Source organism: Rhizobium sp. BK112, from assembly GCF_014193215.1.
In the GTDB taxonomy this organism is placed as follows: Bacteria; Pseudomonadota; Alphaproteobacteria; order Rhizobiales; family Rhizobiaceae; genus Rhizobium; species Rhizobium anhuiense.
The window spans coordinates 161,766-177,675 of record NZ_JACHYZ010000010.1; the positions used below are offsets into that span (position 1 = coordinate 161,766).

17 protein-coding genes are annotated in these 15,910 nt (G+C 62.0%); 8 read left to right on the top strand and 9 right to left on the bottom strand.

Features of this window, described 5'->3' with window-relative positions; genetic code table 11:
- The first annotated feature begins 19 nt into the window (after positions 1-19).
- The 3 genes from FHT75_RS25280 (at position 20) to FHT75_RS25290 (ending at position 1,741) form a co-directional block, all read left to right on the top strand.
- Entirely contained in the window at positions 20-376 is a 357-nt protein-coding gene (locus FHT75_RS25280; RefSeq protein WP_063473810.1) for an ArsR/SmtB family transcription factor, read from the top strand.
- Complete coding sequence (locus FHT75_RS25285) at positions 360-863, top strand: SRPBCC family protein (protein WP_028756607.1); 504 nt, start codon at positions 360-362, stop codon at positions 861-863. Before FHT75_RS25280 ends, FHT75_RS25285 begins: the two co-directional genes overlap by 17 nt.
- 236 nt (positions 864-1,099) lie before the next feature.
- Entirely contained in the window at positions 1,100-1,741 is a 642-nt protein-coding gene (locus FHT75_RS25290; RefSeq protein WP_028756608.1) for a LysE family translocator, read from the top strand.
- 126 nt (positions 1,742-1,867) lie between these two features.
- Here FHT75_RS25290 and FHT75_RS25295 read toward each other — a convergent pair whose 3' ends face one another.
- On the bottom strand, positions 1,868-2,299 hold the full coding sequence (locus FHT75_RS25295) for a hypothetical protein (RefSeq protein ID WP_028757796.1): 432 nt from the start codon (positions 2,297-2,299) through the stop codon (positions 1,868-1,870).
- Between the two features lie 229 nt (positions 2,300-2,528).
- Between FHT75_RS25295 and FHT75_RS25300 the strand changes: the two genes are divergently transcribed.
- The 4 genes from FHT75_RS25300 (at position 2,529) to ppa (ending at position 8,025) form a co-directional block, all read left to right on the top strand.
- Entirely contained in the window at positions 2,529-4,616 is a 2,088-nt protein-coding gene (locus FHT75_RS25300; RefSeq protein WP_047615622.1) for a M3 family metallopeptidase, read from the top strand.
- A gap of 157 nt (positions 4,617-4,773) precedes the next feature.
- Positions 4,774-6,594 carry a translational GTPase TypA gene (gene typA / locus FHT75_RS25305; protein WP_018243938.1) on the top strand — a complete coding sequence of 607 codons (1,821 nt, stop codon included), beginning with the start codon at positions 4,774-4,776 and terminating at the stop codon, positions 6,592-6,594.
- 205 nt (positions 6,595-6,799) lie between these two features.
- Positions 6,800-7,306, top strand: coding sequence for a GNAT family N-acetyltransferase (locus FHT75_RS25310; protein WP_047615619.1), 507 nt, complete (start codon positions 6,800-6,802; stop codon positions 7,304-7,306).
- 182 nt (positions 7,307-7,488) lie between these two features.
- Positions 7,489-8,025, top strand: a complete 537-nt coding sequence (ppa, locus tag FHT75_RS25315; protein ID WP_028757793.1) for an inorganic diphosphatase — start codon at positions 7,489-7,491, stop codon at positions 8,023-8,025.
- Positions 8,026-8,029: 4 nt separating this feature from the next.
- Here ppa and FHT75_RS25320 read toward each other — a convergent pair whose 3' ends face one another.
- Both FHT75_RS25320 and FHT75_RS25325 read right to left on the bottom strand, forming a co-directional pair.
- Positions 8,030-8,341, bottom strand: a complete 312-nt coding sequence (locus FHT75_RS25320) for a DUF167 domain-containing protein (RefSeq protein ID WP_028757792.1) — start codon at positions 8,339-8,341, stop codon at positions 8,030-8,032.
- A complete protein-coding gene (locus FHT75_RS25325; protein WP_028757791.1) occupies positions 8,338-8,628 on the bottom strand; it encodes a YggT family protein in 291 nt (96 codons plus the stop codon). The genes FHT75_RS25320 and FHT75_RS25325 overlap by 4 nt, the downstream gene beginning before the upstream one ends.
- A 140-nt stretch (positions 8,629-8,768) precedes the next feature.
- On the opposite strand from FHT75_RS25325, the gene FHT75_RS25330 reads away from it, so the two are divergent.
- Positions 8,769-10,004 carry an MFS transporter gene (locus FHT75_RS25330; RefSeq protein WP_097543593.1) on the top strand — a complete coding sequence of 412 codons (1,236 nt, stop codon included), beginning with the start codon at positions 8,769-8,771 and terminating at the stop codon, positions 10,002-10,004.
- Positions 10,005-10,026: 22 nt separating this feature from the next.
- On the opposite strand, the gene FHT75_RS25335 is transcribed toward FHT75_RS25330, so the two are convergent.
- From FHT75_RS25335 to hemC, 6 genes are all read right to left on the bottom strand, one after another.
- Entirely contained in the window at positions 10,027-10,800 is a 774-nt protein-coding gene (locus FHT75_RS25335; protein ID WP_063473808.1) for a glutamine amidotransferase, read from the bottom strand.
- Positions 10,769-11,254 carry a TerB family tellurite resistance protein gene (locus FHT75_RS25340; protein ID WP_028757788.1) on the bottom strand — a complete coding sequence of 162 codons (486 nt, stop codon included), beginning with the start codon at positions 11,252-11,254 and terminating at the stop codon, positions 10,769-10,771. The genes FHT75_RS25335 and FHT75_RS25340 overlap by 32 nt, the downstream gene beginning before the upstream one ends.
- A 17-nt stretch (positions 11,255-11,271) precedes the next feature.
- Positions 11,272-12,888 (bottom strand): heme biosynthesis protein HemY, encoded by a 1,617-nt coding sequence (locus FHT75_RS25345; protein WP_063473807.1) that lies wholly within the window; start codon positions 12,886-12,888, stop codon positions 11,272-11,274.
- 4 nt (positions 12,889-12,892) lie between these two features.
- Positions 12,893-14,164, bottom strand: a complete 1,272-nt coding sequence (locus FHT75_RS25350) for a COG4223 family protein (RefSeq protein ID WP_174824502.1) — start codon at positions 14,162-14,164, stop codon at positions 12,893-12,895.
- Positions 14,165-14,232: 68 nt separating this feature from the next.
- Positions 14,233-14,940 (bottom strand): uroporphyrinogen-III synthase, encoded by a 708-nt coding sequence (locus FHT75_RS25355; RefSeq protein WP_183845236.1) that lies wholly within the window; start codon positions 14,938-14,940, stop codon positions 14,233-14,235.
- A gap of 8 nt (positions 14,941-14,948) precedes the next feature.
- Positions 14,949-15,878 (bottom strand): hydroxymethylbilane synthase, encoded by a 930-nt coding sequence (gene hemC, locus FHT75_RS25360; protein ID WP_063473804.1) that lies wholly within the window; start codon positions 15,876-15,878, stop codon positions 14,949-14,951.
- Positions 15,879-15,910: the final 32 nt, after the last annotated feature.

Consider the following 15,910-nt stretch of genomic DNA (forward strand, 5'->3'; position numbering starts at 1 on the left):
AGGTTATATACTGAACTACATGGTTCAGTATCCAAGTCATTGCCTCGATCGCTCGTTTGCGGCGCTGTCCGATGCGACCCGCCGCGGGATCATCCATCAGCTTGGCCGAGCGGACGAGTCGATCACCAGTCTCGCGGATAAGTTCCAGATGACGCTGACCGGCATGAAGAAGCACATCCAGGTCCTCGAGCGGGCGGGGCTCGTCGTCACGCAGAAGGTCGGACGGGTGAGAACCTGCAAGCTTGGGAAACGCGGTCTCAAGGCGGAGGCCGATTGGATCGAGGCGCATCGCAAGCTCTTCGAGGCCCGCTTCGAAGCATTGGACGAAATCATCAGCGAAATGAAACAGGATGGAAGCGATGAATCAGCAAGTTGACGGTGAAGGTGGTGCACAGAACCGCACGTCAGTCGAGCGCAGAGGGGATCGCGAACTCGTCGTAACGCGGACATTCAATGCGCCGCCGAGCACGGTTTACAGGGCGTGGAGCCAGCCCGAGCTGTTCCAGCGCTGGTGGGTGCCAAAATCGGCATCCGGCGTTTCGCTCGTATCGTGCGATATGGACGTCCGTACCGGCGGCAAATATCGGCTGGAATTCGGCGCCGGCGGTGCGGACACCATGGCCTTCTACGGCAAGTATCTTGAGGTGGTGCCGAACGAGCGCATCGTCTGGACCAACGACGAAGGCGAAGAGGGCGCGGTCACGACCGTGACCTTCGAGGACCAGGGCGGGAAGACGCTGCTGATTTTCCACGAAGTCTACCCGTCCAAGGAGGCGCTAGAGGAGGCACTACAGGGCTCGGCGGTCGCATTGCCGGAGCAGTTGGAGCAGCTCGACGAATTGCTTTCCAGCTTGGGCGAGTAGCGCGGGTCGGGAAACTCGCCTCGCGGGACTCTGCTCTTGGGAAGTGACTCCACCGGCCTTTCCGGCGGGAGCAGGGCGCAAAGCAGCCGCATCCTTCAACGATGAGATGTCCGCTTCGTGTCGAAAGCCGCCTCTGGTCGCCTTTGCTACCTGATCCATTTTTCACGGCGGTGCACCACCCTTGACGGATGGCTGTGATCGCTTAGTCTGCCGTTATCATCCTCCGGAGCATTTCCATGACGCAGTCCTTGCTCTTCGGCGCCTTTCTGGCGGCGCTCTTCTACGTGCTCATTCCGGGACCGGCTTTCCTGCAACTGCTCGGCATCGGCGCCGGGCAGGGCCGGAAGGCCGGCGCCTTCTTCATGATGGGGCATCTGGTCGGGGATCTCATCTGGTCGTCGCTGGCGCTGATCGCGATCGTCGGGGCCAAGACGATCGGAACCTTCGTCTTCGACCTGCTCGGACTTGCCTGCGGTTTCTACCTCGCCTGGATCGGCTGGAGCGCCATCAATGCCAAGCCGAAAGCGGAGGGGCAGGCGCTTGTTGTGGTCGAGCGGCCGTTTCGCCGCGGTCTGATCTTCGGCGTCACCAATCCGAAGGGTTATCCGGTGGCGCTCGCGACCTTCACGGCGCTGGTCGCAGGCTCGGCCGGCGCGCTCGATTTCGAGGCGTTGCCGGTGCTTCTCGGCGTATCGTTCGTCGGTTTCGTGACTGCCGATATCATCCTGATCGGCGTCATCGGCGCAGGCGCGGTCCGCCGCTTCTACCGCGCCCATGAGCGGCTGATCGTGCGCTGCTCCGGCGTACTCTTCATGGGATTTGCAGCCCAGGCGCTCTGGCATGCCACACCCGGCCTGCTCGGCTGGCGCAAGGCCTGACCTAGAGCGGTTCAGCTTTTAACGGAAACGCAGAACCGCTCTATCCTTTTGTTTTTACGCAATTCCGGACGGAAAACCGCTTCGGACTTTTCCTGGAATTGCTCTAGAACAGGCATCATGCTCTGATCAGCCGTCCAGGAAATTGACGATCGATTTCAGCGTCTGAACCTCGTTGGGATCACCGATCGACATGGCGACCTGGAGCTGGTTCTTGTAATAATCGAGGAAATTGAAGCTGGTGCCGTCGGTGACGCTGGAGAGATCGATGACGTTGCCGAGCGGATCGATCGCATGCATCGGCAGCGGCTCGGAGATCGCGGCATAGGTGTTCTGATCGATCAGGCCGCTGTCGAAACTCTGGCGCGCGTAGTTGCGCAACTCTCCAGGGCTGACCGCGGTAAAATCAGGCCCTTCGTCAACATTGTCTTCGATCTGGAACGAGGCCGGGGCCGGAGCTTTGGTCTCGATTTGAATATCAGAGGTCTTCGAACTTTTTGCGTTATTAGGATTGTTTTTAAATAGCAAACTCTGAGAAGACCGCACAGAAAAAATTTCCATGGCGCATGTCCCCTTACAAGAAGAACACCTGAAAACTAGCGCTTGCGCGTGATTCGCGTCAATCGTTAACGATTGGTTAATTGTCACGCGTCAACTTTTGTCCACCGGATTTGGCAGGCGTTCGCCAGATTTGGTGGACGAGGCAAAAGGTCTTCCCCGCCAACATACCAATTCCATGGTTGCTCTCCTATATTGACGATCCACCTGCATGCCAAAAAGGAATTTTCCAATGCCTTCTCCACATGATTTCAATCCGGCGCTGGTAAGCTGGGACGGTCTTCACGGCCTGCCGCGCTTCGATGCCGTTGATGACGGCGACTTTGCCGCCGCCTTCGAAGCCGCCCTTGCTGCGCATGAAAGGGAGATCGACGAGATCGCCGGAAACGGCGATGCGCCGACATTCGACAATACAGTCGTGGCGCTGGAGATTGCCGGCGACGCACTGTCGCGCGTTTCGGCGTTGTTCTGGAACAAGGCGGGCGCCCATACCAATGATGTGATCCAGGCGCTGGAGCGGGAGATCTCGCCGAAAATGTCGCGCCACTATTCCAAGATCGGGATGAATGCTGCGCTTTTTGCCCGCATCGATACGCTCTGGGAGAGACGCGAGAGCCTTGGCCTGACGCTCGAACAGACGCGCGTGCTGGAACGCCATTGGAAAGGCTTCGTCAAGTCGGGCGCCAAGCTTGACAAGGCCGAGCAGGAGAAGCTCGCCGCGATCAACGAAAAGCTTGCCGGCCTCGGGACGCAATTCGGCCAGAACGTGCTGGCCGACGAGAAGGCCTGGGCACTGCTGCTTTCCGACGGCGCCGAGCTCGCCGGGCTGCCGGAATTCCTTCGCGACGCGATGGCGGCGGCCGCGCGCGAACGCGGCGAAGAGGGCAAATATGCGGTGACGCTGTCACGCTCGATCATCGAGCCGTTCCTCACCTTTTCGGAGCGCCGCGATCTGCGCGAGCAGGCTTTCAAGGCGTGGGTGGCGCGCGGCGAAAATGACGGGGAGACGGACAACCGCGCCGTCATCAAGGAAACGCTGGCGCTGCGCCATCAGGTGGCGACGCTGCTCGGCTACGGCAATTTCGCCGAGCTGAAGCTCGACAACACGATGGCGAAGACGGCGGAGGCGGTGAACGGCCTGCTCAAAGCCGTCTGGGCGCGGGCGGTGAAACGCGCCGGCGAGGAGGAGGCCGATATCGCGGCGCTGATATCAGACGAGGGCCGGAACCATGAGGTGATGCCCTGGGACTGGCGCCACTATGCCGAAAAGATCCGGACGCAAAAGTTCGATTTCTCCGAGGCCGAACTCAAGCCCTATCTGCAGCTCGAGAAGATCATCGAGGCCTGCTTCGATGTGGCCGGGCGGCTGTTCGGCATCCGCGCCGTCGAGAAGAAGGGTGTGGCCGCCTATCATCCTGACGTCAGGGTGTTCGAAATCAGGGACCGCGAGGACCGGCTGGTCGCCCTGTTCCTCGGCGATTATTTCGCCCGCAGCTCGAAACGTTCCGGCGCCTGGATGAGCTCATTGCAATCGCAGCACCGGCTTGAGCTGAAGAACGGCCGCCACGGCGAATTGCCGATCATCTATAATGTCTGCAACTTCGCCAAGCCGGCGGAAGGCAAGCCGGCGCTGCTGTCGCTCGACGACGCGCGCACACTGTTCCACGAATTCGGCCACGCGCTGCACGGCATGCTGTCGAATGTTACCTACCCTTCCGTTTCCGGCACCAGTGTTTCGCGCGATTTCGTCGAGCTGCCGTCGCAGCTTTATGAGCACTGGCTGACGGTGCCCGCTATCCTGAAGCGCTATGCCGTGCATTTCGAGACCGGCGAGCCGATGCCGCAGGCCCTGCTCGACAAGGTGCTGGCCGCGCGAACGTTCAATGCCGGTTTCAATACCGTGGAATTCACCTCGTCGGCGTTGGTCGATATGGCGTTTCACACGAGAACGACCGTCGAGGACCCGATGGCGGTGCAGGCGGAGGTGCTGGCCGAGATCGGCATGCCGAAGTCTATCGTCATGCGCCACGCAACGCCGCACTTCCAGCACATCTTCTCCGGCGGGTATTCGGCCGGCTATTACTCCTACATGTGGTCGGAGGTGCTCGACGCCGACGCCTTCGCCGCCTTCGAGGAGACGGGCGACGCCTTCAACGGCGAGATGGCGCGCAAGCTCAAGGAGAATATCTATTCCGTCGGCGGCTCGGTCGATCCAGAGGATGCCTATAAGGCCTTCCGCGGCAAGCTGCCGAGCCCGGATGCGATGCTTCTGAAAAAAGGACTTTCGACCTTCGAGGAATTGACAGGCAGCGACGCCTAAGACAATTTGATGACACGCTGTGATGCGGCGGGGCGAAAGCCTTGCCGCAGCTTTTGCGCGTTCCCCCCTTTCGCAAACGCAAAAAAAACTGTATGGACGCCCCAAACTAATAGGCGCGTCCTCTAGAGCGTGCGCCCCAGCCTCAGAGATTTCACATATGGCACTTCGCAATATCGCGATCATCGCGCACGTTGACCATGGCAAAACGACCCTGGTGGATGAGCTTCTCAAGCAGTCCGGCTCGTTCCGCGAAAATCAGCGTGTCGCTGAACGCGTGATGGACTCGAACGATCTCGAAAAGGAACGCGGCATCACCATTCTCGCCAAGGCGACCTCGGTGGAATGGAAGGGTGTCCGCATCAACATCGTCGACACCCCCGGCCACGCCGACTTCGGCGGTGAAGTCGAGCGCATTCTCTCGATGGTGGATGGCGCGATCGTTCTCGTCGATGCCTCGGAAGGCCCGATGCCGCAAACGAAATTCGTCGTCGGCAAGGCGCTGAAGGTCGGCCTTCGCCCGATCGTCGCGATCAACAAGATCGACCGTCCGGACGGCCGCCACGAAGAAGTCATCAACGAAGTCTTCGACCTCTTTGCAAACCTCGACGCGACCGACGAGCAGCTCGACTTTCCGATCCTCTACGGTTCGGGCCGCGACGGCTGGATGAACGTCAATCCAGAAGGTCCGAAGGATCAGGGTCTTACCCCGCTTCTCGACCTGGTGCTCAAGCATGTTCCGGAGCCGACCGTCCACGAAGGTCCGTTTACGATGATCGGCACGATCCTCGAAGCCAACCCCTTCCTCGGTCGCATCATCACCGGCCGCATCAATTCCGGTTCCATCAAGCCGAACCAGGCGGTGAAGGTTCTCCACGCCGACGGCAAGACGATTGAAACCGGCCGCATTTCCAAGATCCTCGCCTTCCGCGGCATCGAACGCCAGCCGATCGAAGAAGCGCATCAAGGTGATATCATTGCGATCGCCGGCCTTTCCAAGGGCACGGTCGCCGACACCTTCTGCGATCCTTCGATCACAGCACCGCTGCCGGCGCAGCCGATCGATCCGCCGACCGTCACCATGTCCTTCATCGTCAACGATAGCCCGCTGGCGGGCACCGAAGGCGACAAGGTGACGAGCCGCGTCATCCGCGACCGCCTCTTCAAGGAAGCGGAGGGCAACGTCGCCCTGAAGATCGAAGAAGCCGAAGGCAAGGATTCGTTCTACGTGTCCGGCCGCGGCGAACTTCAGCTCGCCGTCCTCATCGAAACCATGCGTCGCGAAGGCTTCGAGCTTGCCGTGTCGCGTCCGCGTGTCGTGATGCACAAGGATGAAAGCGGCCAGCTTCTGGAGCCGGTCGAAGAGGTCGTCATCGACGTCGACGAAGAACATTCCGGCGTCGTCGTGCAGAAGATGTCCGAGCGCAAGGCCGAAATGGTCGAGTTGCGTCCGTCGGGCGGCAACCGTCTCCGCCTGCGTTTCTACGCACCGACCCGCGGCCTGATCGGCTACCAGTCGGAGCTGCTGACGGATACGCGCGGCACGGCGATCATGAACCGCCTGTTCCACGACTACCAGCCCTACAAGGGTGTGATCGGTGGCCGCGTCAACGGCGTGCTGCTCGCCAACGCTCCCGGCGAAGCTGTCGCCTATGCGATGTTCAACCTGGAAGATCGCGGCCCGATGATCATCGAGCCGGGCGAAAAGGTCTATGCCGGCATGATCATCGGCATCCATTCGCGCGACAACGACCTTGAAGTCAACGTCCTGAAGGGCAAGCAGCTCACCAACATCCGCGCCGCCGGCAAGGACGAAGCGGTGAAGCTGACGCCGCCGATCCGCATGACGCTTGATCGCGCACTCTCCTGGATCCAGGACGACGAGCTGATGGAAGTGACGCCGAAGAATATTCGTCTGCGCAAGATGTATCTCGACGCAAACGATCGCAAGCGTTTCGAAAAGTCGAAGGCGGCCCTCTGAGAGCCTGGCGCAGTTTAGAGAAGTCCTTAAAACCCCGGCCCTCGCGCCGGGGTTTTTGTTGTGCGCCGCGTCGATTCCATCTTGTGACAATCGTTAAAAAAGCGTTAACTTTTGACCATCGTCCACATGTTAAGTCTGTGGGCAATGGACCGGAATGCGGTATCGCATATGGTTAATTGCCTCTGGCGGGACCAGAGTAAACGTTATGAAGACGTTGTCGATCGATGTCCGGCGGGCCGAGCCGCATGATGCCCGCGCTATATCGGAAACACACAGGCTCGCCTGGCAGCATACCTATGCGGGTATCATTCCGCATCGTGCGCTGACGCAGATGATCGAGCGGCGCGGCGAAAGCTGGTGGCGCAAGGCGACGCGCGGGCCGGCAACGCTGCTGGTTCTCGATGTTGCCGGCACCGTCGCCGGCTATGCGACGCTTGGCCTGAACCGCGCCCGCGCTTTACCGCAGGAAGGCGAAATCTACGAGCTTTACCTTCGGCCCGAATATCAGGGCATCGGCCTCGGCAGGATGCTGTTCGGCGAGGCGCGCCGGCTGTTGAAGTCGCTGGGCTGCAACGGGCTGGTGGTCTGGTGCCTCGAGGAAAACGAGACTGCCGGCCGCTTCTACCGCCATCACGGCGGTGTCGATTTCTGCGAAGGCATGGAAAGTTTCGACCACAGGCAATTGAAGAAGATCGGCTTCATCTGGAGCTGATCGATCCCTAGCGTGTCTGAAAAGACGCACGGCGCTAGAGTCGGCCTTCGCCTATCTCCTACCGGAAGTTTTTGATGTGAATGTGCGCCGCTGCAGTCAAGCATTGGCGCTGTGCGATGTTGCGTTGCCACATGAAACTGATTATCTGGCTGCGAACAAATTCAACCTCGCGGGAGTTTCCTATGCGCATCGACGCTATTTCCATCGGTAATAATCCACCTGAGGACGTCAACGTTATCGTCGAGGTTCCGGTCGGCGGTCATCCCATCAAGTATGAGATGGACAAGGAAGCCGGCACGCTGGTGGTCGATCGTTTCCTCTATACGCCGATGACCTATCCCGGCAATTATGGTTTCGTGCCGCACACACTGTCGGAAGACGGCGACCCGATCGATGTGCTGATCGCCAGCACCCGCCCGCTGGTTCCCGGCTGCGTCATCAATGTCCGCCCGATCGGCGTCCTGAAGATGGAAGACAATTCCGGCAAGGACGAGAAGATCATCGCCGTGCCGTCGCCGAAGCTGACGCTGCGCTACGAGAAGGTGAAGGACTACACCGATCTTCCCGAGATCACGCTGAAGCAGATCGAGCACTTCTTCGAGCACTACAAGGATCTGGAGCCCGGCAAGTGGGTGAAAATCTTCGGCTGGGGCGACTCCAAGGAAGCCGGTGAACTGATCCTCGAAGCCGTCGAGCGCGCCAAGACGACGAAGGGCTGATCGTTCAGCGAAGAAACGCTTCGAGCTTTCTTGCCAAATCCTCCGGGTCGCCGTCGATCCGGAGGATTTTTTTGCGTGCGGTCTCGCCGGAGACAAAGCTGACGCTGGATTTGGGAATGCGCAGCGATTGCGCGATCAGCAGGATGAGGGCCTTGTTTGCCTTGCCCTTTTCCGGGACCGATGTGACGCGCGCCTTCAGGAGGGCTTCACCCTCGCCGTCGGCCTCGATGCCATCGATTGCGTCACGCCCGCCATTCGGCGTCAGCCGGACGGCGAGGCGCAGATGGTCATCGAAAAGGCGCCAGGGACGGCTCAAGCGACCAGCGGGTACAGCGTGGTCCACAGCAAGGTGCGCAGGAAGAAGATGATCAGCAGCAGGATGATCGGCGAAATGTCGATGCCGCCAAGGTTCGGCAGAAAGCGGCGGATCGGCTTCAGCGCCGGTTCGGTGACGTTATAGAGAAAAGTGCCGACCGAATTGACGAACTGATTGCTGGAGTTGATGACGTTAAAGGCATAGAGCCAGGAAAAAATGGCACTGCCAATCAGGATCCAGGTGTAAATATTCAAAGCCAAATCAATGGTTTGAAACAGCGCAAACATCGTCATCTCCAAATTCGTTGTTGACAGACATGTAGACATTGGTGACTAAACGAGCAAGTGCCGTGTGGAGACGCGCGGTGAATCATGTTTAACGGGCGGCTCTGCAGCTATTGCGGCGCCCGTCTCCTCGGAAAACATCCATGTCGTTTGCGCCCACCGGAGACCGTTTTGCCGCGTTTCGGCATTCGTCCTACACGCGGTTCTTCTTCGCGCGCTTCCTGCTTTCCTTCTCGCAGCAGATCGTCAGCGTTGCCGTCGGCTGGCAGATGTACGACCAGACGGGCAAGGCGATCTATCTCGGCCTGATCGGTCTCGTGCAGTTCCTGCCGTCGCTGCTGCTCATGCTCGTCACCGGCTCGGTGGCCGACCGGTATAATCGCCGGGCGATCGCCGCGCTCTGCTCGCTGGTGAGCGCGCTCTGCACACTGGCGCTGCTGGTCATGACAATCATGGGCACCTTTACACCTCTGCCTGTTTTCGCCGTCCTTTTGATCTTCGGCATCGAACGTGCCTTCATGTCGCCGGCGGTGCAGTCGCTGGCGCCCAATCTCGTGCCGGAGCAGGCTCTTTCCAATGCGATCGCCTGGAATTCGTCGTCCTGGCAGCTTGCGGCGATCACCGGGCCGGTGCTCGGCGGCCTGCTCTACGGCGTCAGCGCGACGACCGCCTATAGTGTGGCGGTGATCTTTTCCGTGCTCGGTGCGGCCCTTCTCTACATGATCCCGAAGCCGGAGCAGAAGACGACGGGCGAAACCAAGAGCTGGGCAATGATCCTCGGTGGCTTCAGCTTCATCCGCGCCGAAAGGGTGGTGCTCGGGGCGATCTCACTCGATCTCTTCGCCGTATTGCTCGGCGGCGCGACGGCGCTGATGCCGATTTTTGCGCGTGATATTCTGACACTCGGTCCCTGGGGGCTCGGGCTGTTGCGTGCCGCACCCGGCCTTGGCGCCATCGTCATGGCGATCTTCCTGGCCGCCTACCCGCTCAAACACCGCGCCGGCATCTACATGTTCATCGGCGTCGCCCTGTTCGGCCTTGGAACGATCATTTTCGGCGTGTCGACCAACACCGAGGTCTCGATCGCGGCGCTGGCGCTGATGGGGGCGGCCGACATGGTGTCGGTCTATGTGCGCGAGAGCCTGATTGCGCTCTGGACGCCGGATCATCTGCGCGGCCGGGTCAACGCCGTCAACATGGTCTTCGTCGGTGCTTCAAACGAACTCGGGGAATTCAGGGCAGGCACGATGGCATCGATCTTCGGTGCTGTGCCGGCGGTTGTTATCGGCGGGATCGGAACGCTTGCTGTGGCGGCGATCTGGGCTTCGAGTTTCCCGAAATTGCGGCAGATCGATACGCTCGACGCGCCCACCGCATAGTCGGGATCGATTTCGAAACCGATTATGCGCGAAGAGCGATAGAAGACGTCGCCTTCGCCGCCTTTCCCTCGAAGACGATGTCGAGGAATTCGGTCAGCCAGGCTCTCAGCGGCGCGTCGAACAGCATGCGGCCTTCGAGATGTTCGCGGCCCTGCTGGGCGTTCGGCAGGATGAAGCGATGGGCGCCATGCACGACCCAGCGATGCATCATCACCCGAGTGAGCTCGGCATGGAACTGCAGGCCCCAGGCGTTGCCGTCGTAGCGGAAGGCCTGGTTCGGATAGGCATCGCCTTCGGCCAGCAGGTCGGCGCCGCGCGGCAGTTCGAAACCCTCGCGATGGAAATGATAGACCATCTTCGGCCAGTGCATCAGCAGCCGGCCCTTCTCGGTCGGGTGCAGCGGATACCAGCCGATCTCCGTCGAGCCGTCGGCATTCGGCTGCACCTTGCCGCCGAGATGATGCACCAGCATCTGCGCGCCGAGGCAGATGCCGAGATAGGGGCGTTTTTCCCGCAGCGGAATATCGATCCAGTCGATCTCCTTCTTGATGAAGTCATCGGGATCATTGGCGCTCATCGGCCCGCCGAAGACCACGGCGCCGGCATGGTCTTCGAGCGTCGTCGGAAGCGGCTCGCCGAGAACCGGGCGACGAATATCGAGGCGGTAGCCCTTTTCGACGAGCAATTGGCCGACACGGCCGGGGCTCGATCGCTCCTGATGCAGGATGATAAGGATCGGGCGCCCGTCGCGGTTCGGGTTCTGCTCAGTCGGCATCATCTTGCGCAACCTGGACATCCGTCACCCTGGCGGCGGCCTCCTGCCGCTTCTGGATGCGCTCGCGCGAGGAGACGCCGAGCAGATCGGCGATACGCCAGATCACATGGTCTTCCATCTCGCTGCGTTCGCCATCGGCATAGACGATGTCCCAGAGGATGCCGATCAGCTCCAGCCGTTGCTCGGTATTGAGATGGCGTTTCAGGTCGGCGGTGAAGCGATAATAATCGACGGCGGTGCTTTCGGCCTCCAGACCGGCGGCCATCAGAGCATCGAGCTGTTTGCCGTCGAGGGCATACTGCTCCTTCAGGAGCTTGCGCAGCCGCTTCTTCTCGCTGGCTTTGATCTGACCGTCGGCCTCCATGACCTGCATGCAGAGCGCTGCCACTGCGATGCGCGGATCATCAGGGGCAAATCCTTTCTTCGGGTGGTCGGCGGTGAGCTTTTGGAAGAATGCCTGAAAGCGTTCGAACATGCGGTTTTCGTTCCATTTCAGAAAAGGCGGAGCCGTGTCTTGGGTTCCGGTTCCACCCTGGGATCGCGAACGCCGGGATCATCCGGCAACCCGCCAAAGAAAGGTTTTGCCTCATTCGGCGCCGGCGCTTTATCGCTCGCGGCCGGTTCGACGGGTTTCGATTTTGCCGGCGCTGGTGCCGGCGTGGGGCGCACAGCCTCGGCAATCGTCGCAGCGCGTTCCAGCTCGATGATGCGATGGTCGTTGACGGGGCTTTCCGGCCTGACGTCACGCAGCGGCGGCAGCGTCTTCAGAGCCGTTTCGATCGAGGCCGGCGTCGAACCGTCTTCGAGCGGACCTTCGATCTGGCCGAAAGGCGCCTTCCATTCGAAGGCGTCGAGACGGCCGGTCACCGGCGATATCGGCAGCCATTTGTCGGAGACGAAACCATCCGCCACCCAGGCCGGATCGCGCGGCGCCTTGAGCGCCTGGGCCAGCCAGTGGCGCACGCGGCCCTGGTCGCCGGTCTCGGCCTCTTCGATGTCGGCCAAGAGCAGGAAGGCGGCTTCACGCGGCTGCATGCGCGCCGCCGCTTCCGCCTTGGTGCGCGCCTTGGCGAATTCCTGCGCGTCGAGTGCCGCCTGAGCGACGACGAGAAGGGATTCGACATTGTTCGGGCGCAGCCCTTCCAGCCGCTCGGCACGCTTCAGTCGGTCGAGCGTGGAATCGCCGCTGCGGGCCCTGACATAGGCCTGGCCGATCTCCGAATGCGGTGCCGATTTCCAGGCCTGTTCGAGGATCGAGGCGGCTTTGCGCACGCCGCCTTCGCGGAACAGCGCCTTTGCAGCGACGAGAGCTGCCGGAATGAAATCGGGGGCGAGCTTCAGCGCCTGCTGGGCGTCGTCGCGAGCACCGGCCGGGTTGCTTTCCAGCTTCTCGCCGGCGCGCGCCGTCAGCAGGACGGCATGCAGACGGTTGGCTTCGGCCTTTTCGACGACGCGGGCAGCCTTCTGCTGTTCGAGCAGGCGGATCGCATCGTCCCAGCGGCCGGCCTGACTGCGATATTCGAGCGTCGCCTGGGCTGCCCAGGGCAGATAGGGCGCGTTGTCGGCCGCCTTTTCGGCATATTGGCGGGCCGCCTCGTTGGCCCCGAGACGGCGGGCTTCGAGATAAAGGCCGCGCAGGCCGAGTTCGCGCGTCTCGGGATCGTTGGCCATGGCCTCAAACTTGGCGCGCGCCTCGTCATGGCGGCCTTCGATCAGGGCCGCCTGAGCTTCGAGCAGGTTGATCAGAGGCTCCTGATCGGCGCGGATGAGGCCGCGCGAGCGGGCGGCCATCTTGCGGGCAAGCAGGGCATTGCCGGCGCCGGCGGCGATCAGGCCGGTGGACAGCGCCTGATAACCGCGGTCGCGCTTGCGGGCGCGGAAATATCGCGTCACCGAATGCGGCGAAGTCCAGACCAGGCGGACGAACCACCAGGCGATCATCACGGCGGCGATGAGAGCGATGATGGCGCTGGCGGCAACGATCAGCTTCGTCTGGTAGATCTGGCCCTCCCAGATCAGCGAGAGATCGCCGGGGCGATCGGCAAGCCAGGAGAAGCCATAGGCGAGAAGCAGCACGAAGAGGGCGAAGGCGACAAGGCGGATCAGCATGGTCTTATCCTTCCTTGCCGGTGCCGGAAACGGCTTTCGACAGCGCGCCCCCGACCAGTTCCTCGACGCGGATGCGCGCTTCGAGTGATTGCTTGAAGGCGGTCGACGCCTGCTTGCCGAGGGCGGGCAGATTGTTCCATTCGGCGGAAGCGCCGGGCAGGTCACCGCTCTTCACTTTGTCCTCCATGCGGGCAGCAATGGCTTCGACGCTTTCACCCTCTATATTGCCGACGGGGCGAACGCTCACCAGCGACTTGGCGCTCGACATCAGCCGGTCCGACCAGCTCTGGTTCGGATCCGGCTGGTTGACGGCTTCGACGATCGCGGTGGCGACATCGGGAACCGCTGCCACCAGTTCGGCGCGTGAGGGAATGCCGGTCTCGGCAAAGGCGCGGAGGTCGGCGACAGCAGGATCGTCGGGCGCGACGCCGGCGAAAGTGTCGAGTTCGGCCACAAACGGACCGCCGCGATCGATCGCCGCCTTAAGGGCGGCGGCCGCGATCGCCCGGGCGACGGCGACGTCCTCGCGCGGCTCGTTCAGCTTCTTTTCGGCCTCTTCGAGGCGCTTGGATATATCGGCGCCGTTCGTCGTCTGCTGTTCGGAAGACTGGGCAAGTGTGGCGCGCAGCTGATCGACCTGGCCGGTCAGTTCCGCAATCTTCTGGTTGAGCGCCTCGACATTTGCCGAATCGGCCGGTGCACCGGCTGCGGGAGCCTTCGCCGCCGATTCCAGCGCAGCGACGCGCTTCTCGAGCGCGCCGTCATCCGTGCTCGCCGGGTTGGCGGCAAGGTTGGCGACGGCCTGTTTCAGGCCGTCGATCTCGCCGGAAAGCTCGGCGGTCTCCGGCGAGGTCGCCTGTGGCGCAGACGAGCTCGGGAGGTAACCGGCATACTGGATGGCGCCCGCGCCGAGCAGCGCCACGAGGCCGCCGAAGATGCCGGCGGCAATGAGACCGGAGGTGCCGGCGCTCTTCGGCGCGGGCTGTTCGGGAGGAGGGGTGTAGGACGGTTCCGAAGCTACCGGTTCCTCCTCAAGCGCCTCCGCCGCAGGCTTTTCTTCATATTCGGCATGCGAGGCAGCTTCGGTTTCGGGCGTCAGGCCGTCGTCCGTGGCGGCGGTAGTGTCGGCATCACCGGCTGGGCTCTCTACCGGCTTTTCGGTATCGGCTGCGGAGGCGAATTCCTGTGCATCGAGGTCGATCGTGACCGGCTCGTCGGCGCTCTTCGAATGGCGTGGCGGGTTTCCCGATACCATGAGGTCCTCTTTATCCTGCATTGCAACGAAACTAGACAGTGATCCCAGTTAAGGGAAGAGGTTAGATCAAATTTGGGCAGTTAGAGCCTTCAAAGCAGCGACAAAAGGCTTCTCTCATCCGGCATCGGCGCAATCGTCACGTTTTTTCGAAGTACTGCCGGAACGGCTCCCGCCACCGCCTCGCTCAGGCAAAGGAGGCGAATTGTGCTGCGCTTCAGTAGGGCGGACCGCGGCTCCGGCAGGCGAAAGAAATCCTCAGCCGTCTGGCGGGAATAGAAGAGGATGACGTCCGGGCCACCGTCAGCGAAGATCGCGTCGACCTCGGCAGAATCGGGGACGGCCGATTGCATGCGATAACATTCGGCGACGGAAAATTGGATGCCAAGCTCGCGCAATCTTCCTTCGAAAGTTTCGGCGCGCGGGGTGCCGGCAAGATAGAGCAACCCGTCGGCTCCCTGCACCGCGATGAGATCGGCAAGATCGCGGCCGTTGCCCGCGGATGCGGCGACATATCGGAAGCCAAGGCTGCGCGCCTCTCCCGCCGTCGTCTCCCCGACCGCGAAAAACGGGCGGGTAAGATGCGGACGAAGCTGCTCACCGAGGGCGGAAACGACCCTGATCGCTTCGGCGCTGGTCACCGCGATTGCGCCGCTGGTGGTCGCCAGCGCGGCTACGGCGGCGGTGTTGTCGTGGACCGGCTGGCGCAGCGGCAGCAGCAAGGGCTCGTGGCCCATATCGCGCAAACGGTGTGCGGTTCTCGTCGCCGAATGGGCGGGGCGGGTGACGAGCACGCGCATCAGCGGCCTCAGTGCCAATCGTCGAAAAAGGCGCTGCCGGCCCTTGCGCGCACGTCCTGGCCGGCGCGGGTGCCGAGTGCCGCCGCGTCGCGGCGGTGGCCGTCGGTCGTCACGGCATGCTGGCTGCGGCCGTCGGGGGTGATGATGAGGCCGGAGAAGCGGATCAGGTCGCCTTCGCAGATGGCATAACCACCGATCGGCGTGCGGCAGGAGCCGTCGAGTGCGGCGAGGAAGGCGCGTTCGCAGGAGACGGTGTCGAAAGTCGTGATATCGTTGACCGGTGCCAGCAGATCGTCGACCCTGGCATCGCCGATGCGGCTTTCGATGCAGATCGCCCCCTGCGCCGGGGCGGGCGGGAAGGTGTCGGGATCGAGGATATCGGTCAGCACATCGACCTTGCCGAGACGCTTCAGGCCGGCCAGTGCCAGCAGGGTCGCGTCCACCTGGCCCTCCTCGAGCTTGCGCAGGCGCGTTTCCACTAGGCCGCGGAAGGTGATGACGTTAATGTCAGGCCGCATGCGGCGGATCAGCGCCTGGCGGCGCAGCGACGAGGAACCAACGGTGGCGCCATGCGGCAGGTCGATCAGTTTGCGCGCGGTGCGACCGATGACGGCGTCGCGGATATCCTCGCGCGGCAGATAGGCGGAAAGATGAAGGCCCTCGGGCAGGTGCGTCGGCATGTCCTTGGCGGAGTGCACGGCGAAATCCAGCTCGCCAGCGGCAAGCTTCTGTTCGAGCTCTTCGGTGAAGAGGCCCTTGCCGCCAATCTCGGAAAGCGACCGGTCGGTGATGCGGTCGCCCTTGGTCGTCAGCACGACGATCTCGAACAGTTCTTCGGGCAGATGATGCGCCGCCATCAGCCTGTCGCGGGCCTCATGCGCCTGGGCAAGCGCCAGCGGGCTACCCCGCGTGCCGATCCGGAAAGGTTTTGTTTGCATCCGCTCAATTCCGTTGTTACCGGAGTTCTCGT